The following is a 21,197-nucleotide window of genomic DNA, read 5'->3' as shown; positions in this document are numbered from 1 at the left end:
TTCTTCAGCCTCCATGACGCGGATCGAAGACGTCGCGCAGACCGTCGCCGAGCAGATTGAACGACAGACTCACGAGCAGAATCGCAAAGCCGGGAATCGTCGCGACCCACCAGGCGTCGAGCAGGACATTGCGGCCCGACGCCACCATGAAGCCCCATTCCGGACTGGGCGGTTGCGCGCCGAGGCCGAGAAAGCCGAGGCCGGCCACCGTCAGGATGATGCCGGCCATGTCGAGCGTCGCCCGCACGATCACGGACGACGAACACAGCGGCATCACATAACGCAGCAGCAAACGCATGCGCGAAGCGCCTTGCAAACGCGCGACGTGCATGAAGTCGGCCTGCACGATGCGCAGCGTTTCGGCGCGCGCGAGCCGCGCATAAGCGGGCCAGGCGGTAATCGAAATGGCGATCACCGCATTGATGACGCCCGGGCCGAGCGCGGCGACGAAGGCGAGCGCCAGCACGATTTTCGGAAAGGCCAGCGCGATATCGGTGATGCGCATCAGCACGTTATCGATCCAGCCGCCGAAGAAGCCGGCCGTGGTGCCCACCAGCAAACCGACCGGCACGACGATCACGACGACCAGGATCGCGATCGACAACGTCAGGCGCGAGCCGTAAATCAGGCGCGAGAGAATATCGCGCCCGAGCTGATCGGTGCCCAGCCAATGCGATGCGGAGCCGGGCGGCAGCAAGCGGTCGGCCAACACCTGTTGTAACGGATCGTGCGGCGCGAACCACGGCCCGATCGCCGCGACGACAATCAGCAGCGCCAGAATCGCGAAGCCGAATACCGACAGCGGATTGCCGGTGAAGCGCCGCCAGCGCCGGTAAGCGAGCCCGAGCGCGGCCTGTTTGCGCGAGCCCGGCGCATCGCTCAGCAGCCAGTCTTTCCAGTGTCGGGGCGAGGCGTTCATCGGCCGATCCTGCAATGAATCGTGGGTGGAAGGGGGCACGGCTTCGATCTCCGGAGCATCAGCGGGCGCGCGGATCGAACACGCGGTACAGCGCGTCGGTCAGCAGGTTGAGGGCGATGAAGGTGATGCCGATCACGAGCGTGCTGCCGAGCACCGCGTTCATATCGGCATTGAGCAAGGCGCCGGTGAGGTAAGAACCGATGCCGGGCCACGCGAAGACGATTTCAGTGAGCACCGAGCCTTCGAGCAGGTAGCTGTAGGCGAGCGCGATCACGGTAAGAAGCGGCACGGCGATATTGCCGAACGCGTGCCGCCAGATCACGCGGCGCTCGGGCAAGCCTTTGGCACGCGCCGTGGTGATGTATTCCTGGCTCAACTGGTCGAGCATGAAGGAGCGCGTCATCCGGCTCAGATAAGCGACCGAGTAATAGCCGAGAATCGCCGCGGGCAAGGCGATATGCGAGAGCGCGTTGAAAAACACGTCCCATTCGCCGGCTATCAGCGAGTCGATCAGCAGGCTGCCGGTATGGGTGTCGACCATACCGTCGAACACCGGATCGATGCGGCCGGGACCGGACACCCAATGCAGCTTCGCGTAAAACAGCAGCAAGCCCATCAGACCGAGCCAGAACACCGGCACCGAACTGCCGATGAGACCGACGAAGCGCGCGACATGATCGATCCAGCGGTTATGGCGGACCGCGGCGATCACGCCGAGCGGCACACCCACCAGCACGCCGAGAATCGTGGATAGCGTGGCCAGTTCGAGCGTGGCGGGGAAGACGCGCTTGATATCGTCGATGACCGGATTCGCTGTCAGCAGCGACATGCCGAGATTGCCGTGCAACACATCGCGTACGTAGATGAGAAATTGCACCACGAGCGGTTTGTCGAGACCGAGTTCGATGCGCATCGCGGCATAAGCCTGCGCGGAAGCGCGATCGCCGAGCACGGCCAGAACCGGATCGATCGGCACCTTGCGGCCGATGATGAAGGTCACCGCGAGCAGGCCGATAAACGTGATCAGCAGCGTAAGCACCCAGCGCAGCAGAAGCAGGGTCCCGCGTACGCTGCCGTGACCGGCGGAGAGTGCGCGCACGCGGTCCAGCGTGGTGAGGGGCGTGATGGGAGTCGACATGGTTATCTTTCCTTGCCTGAGGCGCAGCCATGACGCGACGATCGCCGCAAAAACACCGCGCCTCAGGCTTTGACGCTTACTGCTTCTTCAGATCACGATAGGACACGAGGTCGTTGATCGGGCCGACATCGAGACCGCTCACGCCCGGACGATAGGCCACCTGCGCGACCTTCTGGAACATGATGACGAACGGCGACTTCGCCAGCACTTCCTTCTGCATCGCCTGATACATCTGCGCGCGTTTGGCGGTCGACGATTCAGCAAGCGCCGCGTTGGTTTCCTTCGTCAGCTCGGGAATGTCCCACGCATTGCGCCAGGCGAGCATCTTATAGCTCGACGCGTCGCTATTGTCCGGATTCCACGTGAAGCCCTGAGCGTTGCTGTGCGGGTCGATATAGTCCGCGGACCATTCACCGATATAGATATCGTGCTGACGGGCGCGATATTTTGCGAGCGTCTGTTTGTTGTCGCCCGGAATGATCTCGACCTTGATGTTGGCCTGCGCGAGATTGGCCTGTACCGCCTGGGCGATTTCGTTGTACGGGTAGTCGTTACGCACGTCCATCTTCACGGTGAAGCCGTTGGCGAGTCCGGCTTTCGCGAGCAACGCCTTGGCTTTGGCGACGTTCTGCTGATACGGGTTCGTATTCAGCGCGCCAAGGAAGCCTTCCGGCAGGAAGGTCTCGTGCACCTTGTAGGTGGATCGAACGACGTGATCCTGAATGCCGTTGTAGTCGATCAGCCATTTCATCGCTTCCTGCACCTCGGGCTTGGCGAGGTTCGGGTTCTTCACGTTCAGGCCGAGGTACATCAGCGTGGCTTGCGGCACCGGCGTCACACGAGCTTTGCCGCTTTTGCCGAGCGTGGCGAGGTCGTCGGGGCTCAGATCGCGCGCCACGTCGACGTCGCCATTTTCCAGCAGAAGACGCTGGCTCGACGCTTCCGGCACATGGCGCAACACAATGCGTTTCATCGCGAGCGGCCAGCGGTAGCCGTCGAAGCGTTGCAGCACGATGCTGTCGTTAGCGGTCCACTTGACGAGCTTGTAGGCGCCGGAGCCGGCCTCGTTGGTGCGCAGCCAGTCGTTGCCGAAATCATTGCCCTTCTGATGCGAGATCAGCAGCTTCTGGTCGAGCACCGAAGCCGGCCAGGAACCCAGCACGTTAAGCACGAAGGTCGGTGCGTATTTCTGGTCGGTCGTGACGCTCACGGTACTGTCGTCGACTTTCTTCACGCGCTGCAGCACGTTGTCTTTCGCCAGACCGATGCCCTGCAGAACCGCCGCCGGACCTTTATCGAGCAGCACGGTGCGTTGGATCGACCAGGCGACGTCGTCGGCCGTCAAAGGATTGCCCGAATGGAACTTGAGGCCCGACCGGATCTTGAACGTGAAGGTGAGGCCGTCGGGGCTGACGGTCCACGATTGCGCGACGTCGCCGTTGAATTTCGACGGATCGTGCAAGTCGACTCGCACGAGGCGGTCGTAGGTATTCGCCACATATTCTTCCGGCACGAGTTCGTAGACTTCGCCTGGGTCGAGCGTGGTGAATTCATCGAGCAGCGCGGCCATGACGAACATATCTTTCGGCGTGGCCGCCTGAGCGGGACCGCCCGCCACCGACAGCGCCAGGGCAGACGCGACGGCGGCCACCGCCAACGCATTGCGCAAAACCAGTTTCATACTCGCTCCGTGAGGAATGTGAACAGCCAGGGAAGAGGGGCACTGCAAAGACGAACGGTTTACATGAGGCGCAGTGGACCGCTCTCGCTGTTGTCGATCAGCGGCAACACGCGCGAGCCCGGCAGCTCGTAGTGCCACCATTCGCTCTTGATGTGCGTAAAGCCTGCGCCATGCATCACGCCGAGCAGCAGCGTGCGATTGCGTTGCACGTGCTCGGGCAAGCCGGGGTGGAAGTGCTCGGATTCGATCGTCATGGCGTCGAAGCCTGTGCCCATGTCGAGTTCCTCACCGCTCGCATCGACGAGCGTCAAGTCGAGCGCGGTGCCGCGGCTATGGTTCGAACCGGGGCTGAGGTCGGCGACATAGGTTGGGTCGGGCAGGAAATCCCACAGCACCTGCTGCGCTTGCGGCGGACGGTAGGCGTCGAAAATACGCAGGGTCGCGCCGATGTTGCGCGCGAGTTGCACTGCCTGACGCAGCGCGGCTTCGGCGGGTTCCAGCAGCAGGCAGTGCGCCGCCTTGTAGATCGGCTTGCCGGTGAGATTGCGCGGCGTGGCGTACACGAGGTCGATGTCCACGCTGTGCGTGGCCGGCGTAATTTCGATGAGTCGTTGGTCGTTCATAGCGATGAAGTGAGGTTCAAAGATCGAACTGATTGAGTTCGCCTTGCAGTTCGCGATTGCGGGCCACGCGTTCGTCGAGTGTCGGTCCGAGCCTGTCGACGATCGCGCTGATCAACAGGTTGAAGAGGCAGGTGAGCGGGGCGAGCGAGTCCCAGAACTGGCCGACGTCGGTCTTGACCTGCAGAAGATCGCCCGCAAAATCTCTCGCCCAAGGGCAATAGATATCGGTGACGAGCGCGAAGGGCAGGCCGCGTCGCGTGGCGGCCTCGCAATAGCGGCGCGCGATCATCGAGTAAGCACGCGTGTCGGTGACGATCAGATACGGCGACGCGAACTCGGAGTTCAGCGAATCGACGTACGAGCCCGACATGCCGTCGGAATAGAACACGCGCGGGCGGATGTATTCGAGGTAGCTATAAAACGCGTTGCTGATCCCGCGGGTCGATTGAATGCCGAGGATATAGACGGCGTCCGCGTTCGAAATGCGTTCGACCACGCGCGCGAACATCGGCGTTTGCGCGAGTTGATAGACGTGCTGGATCGCGCCGATTTCGAGTTCGAGCGAACGGGTGAGGGCGGGGCTGGGGGTGGGCGCGCCGGCCTGTGCGGCTTCGCCTTGCTCGCTCGCCACGCGGCGGAACGCGTCGAGGCGGTCCGTGATCATCCACGGGCGCTCCTGCGTGCCGCGCAGTTCGCGTTTAAGATCGTCGAGATTCTGATAGCCGACGCTGCGCAGGAAGCGGCCGACCGAGATGCCGCTGGTGCCTGCCTGCTGTGCGATCTGGTCCGCGGTCTCGAGACCCAGCCGGTCGAGATTGGCGAGCAGGTAGCTGGCAATCCGCTTGGCCGTGGGCGTGAGTTCGGCGAAGCGGGCTTCGACGGTTTGGGCGAAAGCAGTTGGCATTGAGGCGCTGGTTTGGTTAGTAGCTTGTCATCTGCTCAAGCAATGACATGTATCTAACAAAGCCAATAAACTCAGCGCCAGCTTAAAAAAATTATCGGGAGGCGGGGGGCGATAGGATTTGGCTGAACAATGGCTGTTAGGCGGCTGGCCCTGCCGGCGCTGCCGGGGTCGTTCGCGAGAAGCGCCGCGCACCCGCCACGCATCCCACCACCACGACGGTAACCAGAATCATCGCGGGCGGCACCTCCTCGTGCAACAGCAACCCGGCGAGCAACAGGCCGAAGAACGGTTGCAGCAGTTGCAATTGCCCGACCCCCGCAATGCCGCCGAGCGCCAGTCCGCGGTACCAGAACACGAAGCCGATCAGCATGCTGAAGAGCGACACATACGCGAGCCCCCACAGCGCCGCGTGGCTCACGCCTTCAAACGATGCAGGCCGCGTCCACCAGGCGAGTGGCAGCATGACCGGCAGCGACAGCACCAGCGCCCACGAAATCACCTGCCAGCCGCCGAGATGACGCGACAGCCGCGCGCCTTCGGCATAACCCAGGCCGCAGACGATGATTGCCGCCAGCATCAGCGCATCGCCGACTGGTGATGCATCCAGGCCGTGGCGCAAGGCGAACGCGACCACCGCGCCGCTGCCGAGCGCCGAGAACAGCCAGAACGCCGGCTGCGGCCGCTCGCCGCCGCGCAGCACGCCGAAGATCGCGGTGGACAGCGGCAGGAGCCCGACGAATACCACGGCATGCGCGGCATTCACGTGGCGCAATGCAACGGCGGTCAACAGCGGAAAGCCGACCACCACGCCGAGCGCGACCACGACGAGCGGGATGAGATCGCGCCGCGCGGGCCGCGCCTCGCGAAACACGAGCAGCAGCAACAGCCCCAATGTGCCTGCGATGGTCGCGCGGGCCACCGTCAGAAACACCGGATCGAGGCCTTGTACGGCGATGCGCGTGGCGGGTAGCGAGCCGCTGAAAATCAACACGCCCACCATGCCGCTCACCCAGCCGTTCGTTGTCTTGTCCATCGAAGAGTCCATGCACGTTGAAATGGAACACATAGCATCCGCTTTCGGCTTGCAAAGGGTAAGCTACGGATCAGTACAATTCACCCAAACTGTACCGAATGAGGAGCAGTACAGATGGCGGAAAGCGATAACAACCGGGCTGCTGCGGGCGCGCAAACCGGCACGCGGGTCGGCACGGTGATGGACAGCTTGCGCGAGCGCATTGCGAGCCGTTCGCTGATGCCGGGCGCGCGCGTGCCGTCGATCCGCATGATGACCGAGACGCTCGGTGTGTCGAAGTCGACGGTAGTGGAAGGATACGACCGGCTGGTCGCGGAAGGCGTAATCGTGGCACGGCGCGGCTCCGGGTTTTTCGTATCGGGCCATGCGCCGCCGCTCGCGCTCGCCGATCTCGGGCCGCGCCTCGATCGCGAGGTCGACCCGCTGTGGCTCACGCGGCAGTCGCTGGAGGCGGGCGCGAAGGTGTTCAAGCCGGGCTGCGGCTGGATGCCGCCCGCGTGGCTGCCGGAAGACGGCGTGCGCCGCGCGCTGCGCGCCGTGGCGCGCGACCGCCAAGCTTCGCTTGCCGAATACGCGAGCCCGCTCGGTCTGCCCGCGCTGCGTCAGCAACTCGCGTGGCGGCTCGCGCAGCACGGCGTGGAAGCGCCGCCCGAGCAGATCGTGTTGACCGACGGCGGCACGCATGCGCTCGATCTGGTCTGCCGTTTTCTGCTCGAACCCGGCGACACGGTCCTGATCGACGATCCCTGCTACTTCAACTTTCAGGCGTTGCTGCGCGCGCATCGCGCCCGCATCGTGGGGGTGCCTTATACGCCGTCCGGGCCCGATCTGGCGGCCTTCGAGCGGGCGCTGATCGAGCATCGCCCGCGGCTCTACGTGACCAATTCCGCGGTCCACAATCCGACCGGCGCCACGCTCGCGCCGGCCATTGCGCATCGGCTGCTGAAACTGGCGGGCGAGCACAATCTGCTGATCGTCGAGGACGATATCTTCGCCGACTTCGAAGACGAGCCGGCGCCGCGGCTCGCGGCGTTCGACGGTCTCGCGCGAGTGGTTTCGATCGGCAGCTTTTCGAAGACCTTGTCGGCGGCCGTGCGTTGCGGCTACATCGCGGCGCGCAGCGAATGGGTCGAACCGCTGGTCGATCTGAAGCTGGCCACCTCGTTCGGCAACGGGCAGCTGGCGGCGAGTGTCGTGCACCGTTTGCTGGTGGACGGCACCTATCGGCGGCATCTGGAGTCGATGCGCGCGAAGCTGGCGGACGCCATGGGCGAGACGATCAGGCGGCTGGGCTATGCGGGTCTTGAAGTATGGACGCGGCCACGCGCCGGTATTTTCGTGTGGGCGTGCCTGCCGGATGCGCTCGACGCCGCCGATATCGCGCGTCACGCGTTAGCCGAAAGCGTGGTGTTCGCGCCGGGCAATGTGTTCAGCGCGTCGCAATCGGCGGCCGGCTTCCTGCGCTTCAACGTGTCGCAATGCAACCGGCCGAAAGTGTACGAGGCCCTGCAACGGGCGATGGATGTGTCGGCCGCAGCGAGAGCGTGCGCTTGAGCCTGTTTGAGCGCGCGCTCGTCGTCACGCGCTATTAGCTGATTACTTGCATAGCAACAACAGACGCTCCTGATCCGTGCAGGGGGAACGCGGTTTCTGCACGGCTTGCGTCGCCGTCGCACTGAGTGCCGCGCTCTTGTTCGCCAGACACGCGCGCAAATGTTTCTCCACCGGGCCGTAGTATTTCCACCCGCGCACGAGCGTCGGCAATTCCAGTTTCACCTGCTTCCATTTAGGGTGGCCGTGTTCCTGCAGATTGTCGAAGTTGGCACACAGCGAGTCGGCAAAATGATTCAGATTGCCGACGGTATCGCGCAGACCGTAATCGTAGGTGACGAGAAAGGCCTTCACGGTTAGCGTGGGGACGTCTTCCTTCAGCCAGGTCGGATAGCTGGTCGTACGGAGCGTGGCGGGGAAATACGTCTGTTTTGCACGGACGGTTTCGGGCGCGTTGGGGTCTGCCCTTAGCGGGCGGATCTGTTGCAGCAGTTCGGGATTCATGTCGTTGAACAGTTTGGCCGGCTGCCCGACCACGATGATCGCCACGTCCACCTTCTTGACGATCAAGGCGGCCAGCGCGTCTTCGTTACTCAGGTGCTGGATGTTCTGCTCAGGAATCGACTGGCCAAACATCAGGTGATAGAGGGTCGTGGCCGATTGAGCCGTGCCGCTGCCGAGCAGGCCGACGCTAATGCTCTTGTCCTTGATGTCGGCGAAGGTTTTCATCGGCGAATCGGCGCGCACCACGACGTTAATTTCCTCGTCGTAGAGCGGCATGATGAGCCGTAGCGGCCGGATCGCCGTGCCTGCATCAGCATTGCCCGCGTTGGCCATGTCGATGTAGGCCTGATACACATCGGACTGCACCAGCGCGAGCTTCACGCCCGGCTCGAAGCGCATGCGCTGCACGTTTTCCGCCGACCCCTTCGAGGCCACCACTTCCAGGTCGATGCCCACCGGCTGCGCCACCCATTTCGACAGATCCTGGCCGATCTGGATATACGTGCCCCGTTCCGGACCGGTGACGATCTTGTAGTGCGCAGGCTCCGCGCCGGCAAACGAAGCCATGACCATCAGCAACAGCCCCAGCCATCCCGCCAGAAGTCTCTTCAACATGGTTGATCTACCTATCGGTCAGGGTTGAACAGCCTCTCGCGGCGGCGCGCTAAGCACCGGTGAACACCGGCGAGCCGGCTCGCCATCTCATGTTCAATGCGCCGCGCAGGCCATGTCCGTCTGTTGTCGCTCAGAGGGCACACGAAACGCGAGTGCAATCGGGCGTGCCGTGATTCATGCAGTCAGTCAGACAAATCGGTTGCGCCAACGGCTATGAAATTCGGTATCCAAACGATTTGTCGTCGGCCGGATTGTCCGTCGCGGCATGCGGCTTAAGTGGCGCCCAACCTGTTTCGCGAATCACGCGCGCAAGGATCGTCTTCGCTGTCTCGTTGCCGGTGTCGATCGTGAGCGCCTCATTGGCGCGCTGGCGTGCGCAACTCCACGACTGCTGCGCAACACAGACTTGTGCAGCCTGCAAGGCAGCGTCGCGGCGCGCGGTGAGCGGCTTCAATTCCGTCAGCAGGTTTTGCGCGTCGGCGTCGCCGGGTTGCAGCGATTGCGCCGCACCAAGCGCTGCTTGTGCCGTGGTCAGGTCGTTGGCGCGGAAGGCCAGGCGCGCCGTCAGCAGCGCATGCGCGGCATCGCGGAACTGCGGCGCCGGTTTGACAGGCGCGGCGGCTACGGGCGGCGCGATCGGTGAGGCTGGGATCGCTGGTGCGGCCTTGACGGGATTGGCGGGACTAACGGGATTAACGGCATTCATGGGATTGGTCGGCACGGCAACGGGCTTACCCACTGCAGCCTGAGTCGTCGATTGAGCCGGTGCGTACGGCGCAATTGTCCCAGTCGCCGTTCTCGCATCCTGGAGATTGTCGGCGCTCTGCTCGGTGTTGCCGCGCTGCAATTCATGGTTGTCGCTGAATAGTGCATAGGCGACATAGGCTAGTCCAATTGCGCCAATGGCCGCCATCGCGATCAGCACCCGGCGCATCGAGATCACGCCGCGGCGGGTGGAATCCGGTGGATCGGCGAGCGGAGGGATCGGCGCATCCGGCGACGCGAGCACCGGCGCTTGCGATGGAAGCTCGGCAGGGGCGGCTTCGCTAGTGAACGCAGCTTGCGCGGTGAGCCCGGTTTCGTCCGGCTGTGTGGGATCGAAGCTATTTTTCTGCGCCGTTCTGCTCGTGGCACTCGCGCGGCTGCCGGGAATCACCGCGCGCTTGTGTGGACCAGTGTCGAGCGGATGTACCGCGCCACAATACGGGCAATAGTCGACTTGCCGGTACAGGGCACCGCCACAGCGTTTGCATGGCGTCGGGAAACTATGGCCGAGTAGTGTCTGGGTGGACATACAGTGGACCCACCTGTGGAAAACAATGCCGTTACGACATGTTCGAGATCGCGTTGAGGCAGGAGCAACGTCCGCGGAAATCACGATCCACATGCACTGGAGAGCCTTGGGACGCAGGTCCTCGCTTGCGGTACCGCTGATGTCAATATGTGGCGTTTCGGCGCGAACGTCAATCGACGTTCTCACCTACTTTATGTGTGTTAGCGCACATAAAGCAGGTACAACGACACACTGCATATGCCGGCAGAACGAACAGACCGGTGGTTTTTTTCACTCAGCCTGGTTGCAATGGCGCGTACGGGAGAGCGGCACGGAGGGATCGGCGCAACGGCATAGCAGCGATCAAAAGAGAACGAGGCCGAAGCGCGTGGCATTCGACCTCGTCAGCAAGCGCTTGCAGAAAACGCTTGTGGGAATTGCTTGCAGAAAACGCTCGCGCAAAACGCTTGCAGAAAACCGCTCGTGGAAAACGTGATACGAAATCAGTGCTTGCGTAGCGGATGATCTTTAAGAAGCCACGCGAGTACGAAGGCCAGCACCACCACGCAAGCGGCCGACAGATACACCGTGTGCAACGCACCGGCGAATGCCTGCAGATAATCGTCGCGCAATGCTTGAGGCAACTCGTGGATTGCCGCCGGTCCGAGCGCGTGCGGCAATTTGGTGTCGGGTGGAATCAGCTTTTCGAGGCGCCCCGCGAGGCCGTTGGAAAACACCGCACCAAAACCGGCCACGCCGATCGAGCCGCCGATCGAACGGAACAGCGTCGCGCCGGAAGTGGCCACGCCCATGTGCTTGAACTCAACCGTATTCTGCACGGCGAGAATCAGCACCTGCATCACCATGCCAAGGCCGAGACCGAGAGTGCCCATGTCGATATACATCACATGGATGGGCGTATCGATCTGCAAGCGTGCGAGCAGCAGCATGGCGACGGCCACGAGGAACGTGCCCGCGATCGGGAACATGCGGTACTTGCCGATCTTGCTGATGACACGGCCGGTTACCATCGACATCACGAACAGGCCACCCATCATCGGCAACATCTGCATGCCGGCTTGCGTGGGCGTGGAGCCTTTGACCACCTGCAAATACAAAGGCAGGAAAGTAACCGAGCCGAACAACGACACGCCGATGATGAAGCCGATCAGACTGCTCAGCAAAAACGTGCGCTGCTTGAAGAGTTCGAGCGGCATGATCGGTTCGACCGCGCTGCGTTCTTCATGAATGAAACCCCAGATCGCCACGAGCCCCATGCCCAGCGTGAACCACAACTGCGGCGAGGACCACGGCAGGATCGTGCCGCCCTGGCTCGTAAACAGGATGATGCAGGTGAGCGCGCCGGCGAGAAACGCGGCGCCCATGTAATCGATGGTGTGCTTTACATGCCGCACGTGCGGTTTGAACACCGCGCCGATCACCACTAGCGAAATGATGCCGAGCGGCAGATTGATATAGAAAATCCAGCGCCATGACAGATGCTCGACGAGAAAGCCGCCGAGCAGCGGTCCAATCACCGTGGCGAGACCGAACACGCCGCCGAACACGCCCTGAAAGCGGCCGCGTTCAGCCGGCGGAATCACGTCGGCGATTGCGGCCATCGTCACCACCAGCAGGCCGCCGCCGCCGAGCCCTTGCAGCGCGCGCAGCACGATCAGCTGGGTCATGTTCTGCGCAACGCCGCACAGCGCGGAGCCGACGAGGAACACGACGATCGCCGTCTGCAGCACGATCTTGCGGCCGAACAGATCGCCGAATTTCCCGTACAGCGGCACGACGATAGTCGAGCTGAGCAGGTAAGCGGTCACCACCCACGACAGATTGTTGAGGCCGCCCAGTTCGCCGACGATGGTCGGCAGCGCGGTCGAGACAATGGTCTGATCGAGCGCGGCGAGCAGCATGACCAGCAGCAGCGCCGGAAACAGCAGACGGATCGGCGGATGGTCGGCGGCCTGCCTGCCGGGCTGTGAGCCTGGTTGGGCATTGGGCTGCACGTCGGGCTGGGTCAGCTCGGCGGGTTGAGTCGTTGTCGATTGGTCCATGGCACCACGGCGTTGAAATTAATTAACTTGGAGATTAATATATGTGACATCGCATCACTCGTCAAATCGAATGCAATGGCCAGCTTTCCGTCCGCACCCGCACCCGCACCCGCACCCGCATCCGCATCCACCCGACGTCCCGGCAGGCCTTCGGGCTCGGCGCGCGGCCCAGAGCAGCGCAGCCGCCTGCTGGACGCCGCGCTCGCCTTGTTCGCCCGGCAGGGTATCGTGGATACGACGCTCGGCGAGATTGCCCGCGAAGCGGGCTTCACGCCGGCGATGATGCATTACTACTTCAAGACGCGCGATCAACTACTCGACGTGCTGATCGACGAGCGTTTCGCGCCACTGCGCGCGGCGCTCGGCGTGCCGTTTCAGGAAAATCCCGACGACCCGGTGGCGGCAATCACGCAGCTCGCGCAGCGTCTGGTCCAGGTGGCGAGCGACCACCCGTGGTTTCCATCGTTGTGGGTGCGCGAAGTGATCAGCGACGGCGGTTTGCTGCGCCAGCGCATGCATGAACGGTTCGGCGACACGCATCAGAAAGCGTCGTTGGCCTCCATTGCGCGTTGGCAGAAGGAAGGGCGCCTGAATGCAGGGCTCGAGCCGTCTTTAGTGTTCGTCACGCTGCTGGGTCTGACGATTCTGCCGCTGGCCACTTCGAAGCTGTGGCGCAACGATCCCGTGCGGCGCAATATCGGCGGCGAGGAGATCGCCCGGCATGCAGTGGCTTTGCTGGTGCAGGGCATAGGCCCCAGCAAAGCGGGCTGAAGCGGCTGACATACCGGCTGACTCGCACACGATTATTCTTCTGCCGCCATGTCTCCTTCAGCCTTTGTCTTTTCGTTCGGCGGATAAGGGTCGGACGGCGCGGCGCCCTCACCGGCGCGGCACGCGTCGTGCTACCAGAGGGGTGGACACGAACGCCGCGCGCGAAACACGACAGCGCCGGCGTCGCAAAAGAACATGAATGTCAGAGAAGATGCCGGGCGGACAAGGCGATGTGCAGGGGTTTGCACCGGCCGCCCTGGCGAATCGGGTGTCGGCATCGGTCTGCCAGGACACGGGAGGCGAGGGCCGGCTTTTCATCGGCGTGCAATTTTGGCGCGTTACTGTGCGCACGCGTTGCGCCCAGGCCATGTTTTACAATCACGGGCCTGCATGCAACTCGACGCATGAAATCGAGTCGGAACCATGGACAGCAATATCGCAGCCGCGCAGATCGGCGGCAAACAGCAGGACGATACGTTGGCCGCGTCTGACGGCCTAACCGGTTTTTTAGAGCAACAACGGAATATGAACGGAGCATTGAGACTCGATCAGGCCACGATCGTGCTCGTCGAAGACGACCGGGACAGCCGGGAATCGTTGGCATTGTTACTCGAGGCGGAAGGGGCGCATGTCGTCGCAGTGGAGGATGCGGAAGAGGGGGTCGAAGCGGCGCTGCGACTGTTACCTGATGCCGTGGTGTGCGACCTCGATTTGCCGGCTATGGACGGCTTCTATTTGATCCAGCGGCTGCGCGATCATGAGATTCGCGGTGACCACGTACCTTCGGTGGCGGTGGCGCTCACGGGCCATACCGACGACGCCTACCGCTTGCGCAGCATCGGCGAAGGCTTCCAGCATTTCATGACCAAGCCGGCGTTGCCGGAAGACCTCGTGACGCTGTTGCACGACGCAATCGACGCCCGCGCGGCGGGTTGAGTCGCTTTGCGGGCAATGGCGGTTTCTTTTTGCCGCAGTCTGGGCCTTAAGCTTGTACGGCCGAAACCGACCGCGATCAGCTTAATGGCTGACCGCAGGCGCCGCTGTCAATTCGCAGGCGCCACTGTCATTTGGTGGCGGCGACCAATGTTGCGGCACTCGCGCTGGCCGCCTCCGCTGCCTGACAGGCGGCACATAAGCCCTTCAATTCGATTTCGTCGCTGGCAAGGCGGTAGCCCGCGTCTTCAATTTGCGCGACGAGTGCCTGGCGCAGCTTGGGCTGATGCAGCTCGGTGACGTTGCCGCATTGCTGGCAGACCACCAGAATGCCGTGCTGGCATTGCGTCAGGTCATGGCAGACGGTGAACGCATTGATCGATTCGATGCGGTGCACGAGCCCAGCCGACAACAGAAAGTCCAGCGCCCGGTAAACCGTGGGCGGCGCTGAGCCGGGATGGATCTGGCGCATGTCGTCGAGCAACGAATAGGCTTTGGTGGCGCGCCCGGAATTCAGCAACAACTCGAGCACTTTGCGGCGGATCGGCGTGAGTTTTTCACCGCGTTCGCGGCAATACTCTTCCGCGAGAGTCAGTGCGGCTTCCTGCGATTCACCGTGCCCACCATGCACGTGCCCCGGCTCATGATGATGAGCGGAGGCAGCGGGGGTGGCTTTATCGGCGGCGGTTGCGGCCTTCGCGGCGGGCTTGGCGGTCTTCATGGGTCGATTATAAAGGCCATCGTGCTTCGCTGGGCCAGCATGCTGCCCGCCTGCCGCCTGCCGCCTGCCGCCTGCCGCCTGCCACTCGCCGCCTACCTGCCTGTTGCCTCCTCCTTCCTGCCTGCCTGACAAGGTGCCGGGGCGCCGCGGCCAGGCAAGAGGCTGCCGGATGGCTTACGTCAGCGGGAAATCGATGTATTTCTTGAAGCCCGAGCGCGTCGCAATCCGCGAATACCACCGTTCCAGATTCGGCAGCGACGGACGTTCAACGCCGTCCAGCCCGAACCAGCGTTTCGCGTACGCGCCGATCACGATATCGGCGAGCGTGAACTTCTCACCTTCGAGGAAGAAGCGGCCTTGCAGATGGTTGTCCAGCAGGCGCCACAACAACGTGACCGCGCTGAAATCGGCGGCGAGCTTCGCGGCGTCGCGCTCGGCGGCGGGTGTACGCACGAGGGTCCAGAACACCGGACGCTCGACGGGTTGCAGCGTAGTGAGCGACCAGTCGAGCCAACGGTCGATGCTGGCGCGCAGTTTCGGCTCCGACGGATACAAAAGGCTCGATTCGCCGTATTGCAGCACCAGATAGCGCAGGATGGAGTTCGATTCCCACAGCACGAAGTCGTCGTCGACCAGCGTCGGGATTTTTCCGGTCGGATTCATGGCCAGATAGTCCGGCTCGTTGTTGCGGCCGAATTGCAGGCCCGCGTCGATGCGCTCGTACGGCAGCACCAGTTCGTCGCAACACCACAAGACTTTCTGTACGTTGACCGAGTTGGCGCGTCCCCAGATCGTAATCATCCTGCAAATCCCTTTCTTGACATTGACAGTTGGCAAGCCGCGCGGCGCGCGGCGTTCAGCCAGTAACGATACACGATGCGCCTGGGTTGCGCGCCGCCGGTGTGCCATCGGCCGCGTGCAGGGTGGGCCGACGCATGGCCCGAGCGCCTTGCGATTCACGCCGCGAGTGCCGGCCAAAGCACCGGCCAAAGCATGCCGGCAACGCGCGGGCGTTGCGTACAATGGGCGCACCCGAATACGACGAGGCACCGCATGGCCCGCATTGTCCCCGACGACTGGAAGAGTCTCGCCGCCACCGGCGCGGCGGCACGCGAACGCGAAACCCTCGCGTTGCTGGAAGAAGCGCTTCCTGATGGCTACACCGTCTATCACGGCGTGCACTGGACCCGCCTGAACCAGAATTTTTCCGTGTTCGGCGAAGCCGACTTCGTGATCGTCAGCCCGGCCGGGCGCGTGATGATCGTCGAACAGAAAACCGGCTTCCTGCGCGAAACGCCGAAGGGGCTCGTCAAGGTCTATCTTCAGACCGAACGCAATGTGGCGATCGCGCTCGCACATACCGTCGAAACGCTGCATCGGCGTTTCACCGCGGCGTTCGGCGCGGGCACTTATTTCATCGAAGAATTGCTATATTGCCCGGACCATATCGTCAAGGACGCAGCGATTGCCGGCGTGGATCCCGCGCGGATCGTCGACGCGACGCGTAAGGGCCGGCTTGCCGCGGTCATTCGCGAAGCCTTGCCGGCCGATGAACCGCGCCTCGCGTGCGCACCGAAAATCCACCACTTTCTTGCCGACGAACTCGCGCTCACGCCCGACGCCAGCGCGCTGGTCGGTCAGGCCGGCACGCTGGTCACGCGTCTGGCGGGCGGCCTCGCGAGCTGGGCGCGGCGGCTCGAGTTTTCGCCGTTCCGGCTGCGCGTGATCGGCACGGCCGGCTCCGGCAAGACGCAACTGGCGGTGCAGGTGATGAAGGACGCGGTGGCGCGCGGGCAACGGCCTTTGTACGTGTGTTTCAACCGGCCGCTCGCGGATCACATCGCGCGGGTCGCGCCGCCCGAGGCGAAGGTGGCGAACTATCACCAGCTCTGCGACTGGATCGCGCGCGACGCGGGCCGCGAGCCGGATTTCCAGTCCGGCGACGTCTTCGATCAGCTTGAAACGATTTTTGCGCAAACGCCGATCGACGCGCGCTGGCAATTCGACGTGCTGATTGTCGACGAAGGGCAGGATTTCCAGCAGCCGTGGGTGGCCGCCCTCGAGCGCCTGTTGCGGCCGGGCGCCGCGTGGTGGTGGCTCGAAGACCCACTGCAGAATCTCTATATGCGCGAGCCGGTCGAACTGCCCGGCTGGACCACGTTGAAAGAGACCACCAACTATCGCAGCCCGCGCGACATTCTCGACTATGTGCGCGACGTGGTCGGCGCTTCGGTGCCGGTTGCGGCGGGTCTTGCGTCGGGCAGTCCGTTCGACGGCTCCGATATTTCGCTCTCCGTCTATGACGAAACGAATGCGGCCGAGGGCAGCATCGAGGCGACCAAGCGGGCGATCACGCAGGCGTTGTCGCTCGGTTTTCGCAAACAGGATATTGCGGTGCTGTCGTTTCGCGGCCGCGAAGGTTCGGCGATGACGGCACAGGATCATCTCGGCCCGCATCGCTTGCGCAGTTTTACGGGTAAGTACGATCTGTTCGGCAACCCGGAGTATCGCGAAGGCGACGTGCTGTTCGAGTCGATCTATCGCTTCAAGGGGCAGGCGGCGCCGTGCGTGATTTTCACCGAAGTCGACTTCGATACGTTCGACGAGCGTATTGCGCGCAAGCTGTTCGTCGGTGCCACGCGGGCGACCATGAAGCTGATCATCGTCGCTTCACAGCGGGCCGCGGGGCATTTGCATCTGCGCGACGGTAAAGACGTTAGGGAAACCAAAGAGTTCAAAGAGGCGTAAGAAGCCTGGCCCTCACGTCCACGCCCGCGCGCCCACCAGCATCCCCGTTTGCGTGAGCGCGTCCCACCAGATCACGCGCAGGAGCGGCGCCTGCTGCGCGATCAGCAGCGCCTGCACCGGATCGCTCTCGACAAAATGCGTGACGCCGCCGCGCAACGCCGCAGCGGCCTTGTGAGCGGCGGCGCCGGCGGGACTTTCATCGTGCGTGCCGGGCGTGCGCATCACGAGGCGCATATGGCCGAAGCCGTGCCGTGCGAGCCACGCTTCGGTGCGCGGGCGATCCAGTTCCGGCCGGCCGGTGATGATCGTGCGGACGCGTTGCATGTCGATGCCGGGCAGCATCTCGAACGGCAGCAGCGCATCGCGTTCGGCGAGCGCCGCGGCCAGATCCTCGTCGTAGCGCGCGAGCGGCACGTCGGGTAGCAGAATGCCGTCGAGGTCGATCGCGTAGGTGGCGTATTCGTGGTCGTCGGCCATCGCGGGCGCCGCGCCCGACTCGACGCGTTCCCAGTCTTCACGATAGCGCTCGGTATAAGCCTGGCGCTCCCACGGAAACAGCGCGAAGTAACCCCGGGCGTCGATCGCGTAATCGGGTTGCATGCGGCTCAGATCGTCGACCGCGGCGGTCAGCGTCCTGACGTCGAGGCCATGCTGCTGAAGGAACGCGATGCAATCGGTCAGCGTAAAGCCGCGCCCCGCGATGTCCTCGCACAGCAGCACCTTGGAGCCCGCGGGCGGAATCGGCAGCGTCGAATCCCACGCGGCCGTGCGCGTCTGGCGGTCATAACGCACGAAGGCGACCGGCGTGCCGGCCGCATGCGACACCATCAGCGCAAGCGGTGCGCCGCCACGCAGAATGCCGATCGCCATCGTGAAACGCTCCGCGAGCAACGCGGGCTGCAGCGATTCGATCCAGCGATCGAGTTGTTCGTAAGTCAGGGGCAAAACCGGCTTGTTCATGACTCTTATGGCGTCGCGTTGCGCACGTGGAGCAGGTGTCGCTTGGACGGAGAGCCGCGCACGGCGCAGCGCAGCGGCGGGCCCCCGTTTTTGAGACAAAGAATTTTGGCGATATTATGCATGCGGATCAAAGATCGCGCGTCGGAGTGACGCGCGTCACTGGAGCGGGCGTTCCGTAAGAACGACGCTGCGGCCGGAAACGGGCCTGGCAGATTCGCTGGCAGGGTTGGATCACCAGATTGGGTCAGTGCGGCGGAGCCGCCCGCAAAATAACAAACGATGGAACAAGCCAGGCAGATGACCAGAGTGAGCACAGCGGTGGATGGCTGGAGGGGCGGGAAGGGCACAGGGTGGGGGCTGGGTCTGCTCCTCGCGCTCGCCGCGTGGAGCATGCAGGCTGAGGCGCAGGCAGCGTCGTTGCCGTTATCGCTCGAGGTGACGGGCAAAATCAGCAAAACCAACGACGCGGCGCACCAGTCGTATCACTTCACCGAGGCACAACTGCTGGCGCTGCCGGTCCATTCGATTACGACCGCCACCACCTGGACCCCGCGTTCCACCTTCACAGGACCGCTGCTCGCGGATATCCTGAAGACAGTCGGCGCATCCGGCAGCGCAGTCGAGATCCATACGCTCGACGACTATACGTACACCATACCGGTGTCGGACTGCGATCGCTACGGCGTGGTCGTTGCGTACAGCATGAACGGCCGGCGCCTGAAGATCAGCGACTTCGGGCCGCTGTTTCTTATCTATCCGCGCGACGCATTCCCCGATGAACTCACGGGCGCGTTGGGCGATTCGAAATTCGTATGGCAGATCAAGGCACTCATCGTCAAATAACGCGCCGCCCGTGGCGTCGTGCGCTCTATGTGCTGATCTGGCTGACCGCGCTCGCGGCGCCGGCCGGCGCAATTGGCTATCTGTTGTACGCGAACCTGCTCAACCCGCGCGCCACCGAACAACTGACCGGTTCATACGACGACTTCTATTGGGACGCCGCGCAGTTGCAGATCGCCTACGCGCGTTTCGAGAATCAGCTGCTGCTGTATCAGTCCGGCGTGGACGACGACTATCAGCGGCTCATGCTGCGCTACCAGTTGCTGCAGTCGAAGCTGCATGTGATGGCCGGTTCGACGCACCGTTTGACCACGCAGCTCGTATTGCTGCAACGGCAGCTGGACGAAATCCAGTCGCTCGCCCATCTGCTGGACGGGATTGAGCCTGAGGTCGACGCGTTGCCGAAGAACCGCAGCCGCGCCAATCAGATCGTCATGGAGCTGCGCCAGCATTGGAGCGAGGTCAACGATCTCGCGTTGAGCCGCCGTTTCGCCGACGTGGCCGACCGTGAGGCGATGAGCCGCGATGTCATCGACAAGCGCCGCATGCTGTTCGCGGGCGGCCTGTTGCTGCTGTTACTGTCGGCGGCCGCGACCACGCTGCTGGTGCTCAATGGCCGGCGCCGCACGCGCCTGATGCATCAGCAGCATGCGGCGCTCGAAGCCGAACACCAGGCGAGCCGCGCGGCGCGCGAGGCGAGCCTCGCGAAGGACGCGTTCCTCGGCATGATCAGTCACGAACTGCGCACGCCGTTGCACGCGATCGTGTCGTCGATCGAATTGCTGGGCTTCAACTATCACTCCGAGGCTGACCGCAAGGTGATCCAGCGGCTCGAAACCGCCGGGCGGCATCTGGAAGCCCAGATGAAAGACCTGACCGACTACGCGCGCCTCGGGGCCGGCAAGCTCGAGTTGCGTCACGAGCATTTCGAGGCGCGCGAACTGCTGGCGTCGATCGTCGACGAACACGCAATGGCAGCCGCGGCGCGTGGCCTCACGCTGGAAAGCGAGGCAAGCGGCATGAGCGGCCTTGTCGATTCCGATCCCCACCGGATTCGCCAGATCGTCAACAACCTGGTCACCAACGCGATCCGTTATACCGAAACCGGCACGGTGCGCGTGCAGCTCCGGCAGCGGCCAGCGGTGCTGATCTTCGTCGTCAGCGACACGGGGCCAGGCGTGCCGCATGCGCAGATTCCGCTGATCTTTCAGGAGTTCACGCAACTGGATGCGTCGCGTGCGCGCCGTTTCGAAGGCGCGGGAATGGGGCTCACGATCGTGCAGGGGCTGGTCCGGCTGTTCGGCGGCACCGTCGAAGTGGCGAGCACGGTGGGCAAGGGCACCATCTTTACGGTAACGATCCCGGTCACGCCGGTCGCGGCGACCGAGCCGCCTGGCGTGGCGGCACACGCGGAACCGGGCGGCGCGCGCTCGTGCGTGCTGATCGTCGACGACAACCGCCTGGTTCGCGAGTCGCTCGGCGAAATGATCGCGCACATGGATTTCGACGCGCATGCCGTCTCCAGCGCCGACGAAGCGCTCGCGTGGCTCGACGCGCATCGTTGTGACGTGGTGTTGCTCGATCTGCATATGCCGGAACGCGACGGTTATACGTTCCTCGCGGATTTCACGGCACGTGGGGGACCGTCGTCGGGTGTGCCGGTGATCGTGGTGAGCGCCTACGCGCCGGAAGCGGATAGCGCGGGCCGTGCGGATGGGGGCGCGGCAGAAGCCGGCTTGCAGCCGTTTTTTGAAACCTTATTGAAGCCAGTCCATTACGAGGAACTGCGCAGCGCGTTGCAGCGTGCCTTGGCTTTGCGGCATACGGCGTGATGCGATGCCTGATGCGGCGCTTGATGGTGCGTGATGACGGTGATGAGGCGTGATGCGACGGCCGAGGGAGGCGCGCATGGAGGGGGCT

General features: G+C 63.4%; 18 protein-coding genes. 6 read left to right on the top strand and 12 right to left on the bottom strand.

Annotated elements, in window-relative coordinates:
- Positions 1-4: 4 nt before the first annotated feature.
- The 6 genes from nikC to P0D84_RS31480 form a co-directional block, all read right to left on the bottom strand.
- On the bottom strand, positions 5-919 hold the full coding sequence (gene nikC, locus P0D84_RS31505) for a nickel transporter permease (protein WP_408343110.1): 915 nt from the start codon (positions 917-919) through the stop codon (positions 5-7).
- 58 nt (positions 920-977) lie between these two features.
- On the bottom strand, positions 978-2,057 hold the full coding sequence (locus tag P0D84_RS31500; RefSeq protein WP_408343108.1) for an ABC transporter permease: 1,080 nt from the start codon (positions 2,055-2,057) through the stop codon (positions 978-980).
- Positions 2,058-2,133: 76 nt separating this feature from the next.
- Entirely contained in the window at positions 2,134-3,738 is a 1,605-nt protein-coding gene (locus P0D84_RS31495) for an ABC transporter substrate-binding protein (protein ID WP_408343106.1), read from the bottom strand.
- A gap of 59 nt (positions 3,739-3,797) precedes the next feature.
- A complete protein-coding gene (ddpX, locus tag P0D84_RS31490; RefSeq protein WP_408343104.1) occupies positions 3,798-4,361 on the bottom strand; it encodes a D-alanyl-D-alanine dipeptidase in 564 nt (187 codons plus the stop codon).
- A gap of 16 nt (positions 4,362-4,377) precedes the next feature.
- Positions 4,378-5,265: a sap1 transcriptional regulator SapR gene (gene sapR / locus P0D84_RS31485; protein ID WP_408343102.1), complete on the bottom strand. Its 888-nt coding sequence runs from the start codon at positions 5,263-5,265 to the stop codon at positions 4,378-4,380.
- Between the two features lie 136 nt (positions 5,266-5,401).
- On the bottom strand, positions 5,402-6,298 hold the full coding sequence (locus P0D84_RS31480; protein WP_408343100.1) for a DMT family transporter: 897 nt from the start codon (positions 6,296-6,298) through the stop codon (positions 5,402-5,404).
- A 114-nt stretch (positions 6,299-6,412) separates the two neighbouring features.
- Here P0D84_RS31480 and P0D84_RS31475 point away from each other — a divergent pair, with 114 nt between their 5' ends.
- On the top strand, positions 6,413-7,852 hold the full coding sequence (locus P0D84_RS31475) for an aminotransferase-like domain-containing protein (RefSeq protein WP_408343098.1): 1,440 nt from the start codon (positions 6,413-6,415) through the stop codon (positions 7,850-7,852).
- Positions 7,853-7,894: 42 nt separating this feature from the next.
- Here P0D84_RS31475 and P0D84_RS31470 read toward each other — a convergent pair whose 3' ends face one another.
- The 3 genes from P0D84_RS31470 to P0D84_RS31460 all read right to left on the bottom strand — a co-directional run bounded on the left by P0D84_RS31470 (position 7,895) and on the right by P0D84_RS31460 (position 12,304).
- Entirely contained in the window at positions 7,895-8,968 is a 1,074-nt protein-coding gene (locus P0D84_RS31470) for a TAXI family TRAP transporter solute-binding subunit (protein ID WP_408343096.1), read from the bottom strand.
- A 211-nt stretch (positions 8,969-9,179) separates the two neighbouring features.
- Entirely contained in the window at positions 9,180-10,262 is a 1,083-nt protein-coding gene (locus tag P0D84_RS31465) for a hypothetical protein (protein WP_408343094.1), read from the bottom strand.
- Positions 10,263-10,744: 482 nt separating this feature from the next.
- Entirely contained in the window at positions 10,745-12,304 is a 1,560-nt protein-coding gene (locus P0D84_RS31460; protein WP_408343092.1) for an MDR family MFS transporter, read from the bottom strand.
- A 75-nt stretch (positions 12,305-12,379) separates the two neighbouring features.
- Here P0D84_RS31460 and P0D84_RS31455 point away from each other — a divergent pair, with 75 nt between their 5' ends.
- Complete coding sequence (locus tag P0D84_RS31455; RefSeq protein ID WP_408343090.1) at positions 12,380-13,075, top strand: TetR/AcrR family transcriptional regulator; 696 nt, start codon at positions 12,380-12,382, stop codon at positions 13,073-13,075.
- A gap of 423 nt (positions 13,076-13,498) precedes the next feature.
- Positions 13,499-14,011: a response regulator gene (locus P0D84_RS31450; RefSeq protein ID WP_408343088.1), complete on the top strand. Its 513-nt coding sequence runs from the start codon at positions 13,499-13,501 to the stop codon at positions 14,009-14,011.
- A gap of 127 nt (positions 14,012-14,138) precedes the next feature.
- On the opposite strand, the gene P0D84_RS31445 is transcribed toward P0D84_RS31450, so the two are convergent.
- Both P0D84_RS31445 and P0D84_RS31440 read right to left on the bottom strand, forming a co-directional pair.
- Positions 14,139-14,729, bottom strand: coding sequence for a Fur family transcriptional regulator (locus P0D84_RS31445; RefSeq protein ID WP_408343086.1), 591 nt, complete (start codon positions 14,727-14,729; stop codon positions 14,139-14,141).
- Between the two features lie 174 nt (positions 14,730-14,903).
- A complete protein-coding gene (locus P0D84_RS31440) occupies positions 14,904-15,530 on the bottom strand; it encodes a glutathione S-transferase family protein (protein WP_408343084.1) in 627 nt (208 codons plus the stop codon).
- Positions 15,531-15,782: 252 nt separating this feature from the next.
- On the opposite strand from P0D84_RS31440, the gene P0D84_RS31435 reads away from it, so the two are divergent.
- Positions 15,783-17,477, top strand: a complete 1,695-nt coding sequence (locus tag P0D84_RS31435) for an ATP-binding domain-containing protein (RefSeq protein ID WP_408343082.1) — start codon at positions 15,783-15,785, stop codon at positions 17,475-17,477.
- 12 nt (positions 17,478-17,489) lie between these two features.
- On the opposite strand, the gene P0D84_RS31430 is transcribed toward P0D84_RS31435, so the two are convergent.
- The gene (locus P0D84_RS31430) at positions 17,490-18,437 is read right to left on the bottom strand and encodes a phosphoribosyltransferase (protein ID WP_408343080.1); all 948 of its coding nucleotides are present in this window, start codon (positions 18,435-18,437) and stop codon (positions 17,490-17,492) included.
- Between the two features lie 297 nt (positions 18,438-18,734).
- Between P0D84_RS31430 and P0D84_RS31425 the strand changes: the two genes are divergently transcribed.
- Both P0D84_RS31425 and P0D84_RS31420 read left to right on the top strand, forming a co-directional pair.
- Positions 18,735-19,280, top strand: coding sequence for a putative pterin-binding protein (locus P0D84_RS31425; RefSeq protein ID WP_408343078.1), 546 nt, complete (start codon positions 18,735-18,737; stop codon positions 19,278-19,280).
- The gene (locus tag P0D84_RS31420; protein ID WP_408343076.1) at positions 19,250-21,109 is read left to right on the top strand and encodes an ATP-binding response regulator; all 1,860 of its coding nucleotides are present in this window, start codon (positions 19,250-19,252) and stop codon (positions 21,107-21,109) included. Before P0D84_RS31425 ends, P0D84_RS31420 begins: the two co-directional genes overlap by 31 nt.
- The last annotated feature ends 88 nt before the right edge of the window (positions 21,110-21,197 follow it).

It is taken from the genome of Paraburkholderia sp. RL17-337-BIB-A, from assembly GCF_046025895.1.
In the GTDB taxonomy this organism is placed as follows: domain Bacteria; phylum Pseudomonadota; class Gammaproteobacteria; order Burkholderiales; family Burkholderiaceae; genus Paraburkholderia; species Paraburkholderia fungorum_C.
This window is presented reverse-complemented; position numbering and strand designations above follow the sequence as displayed.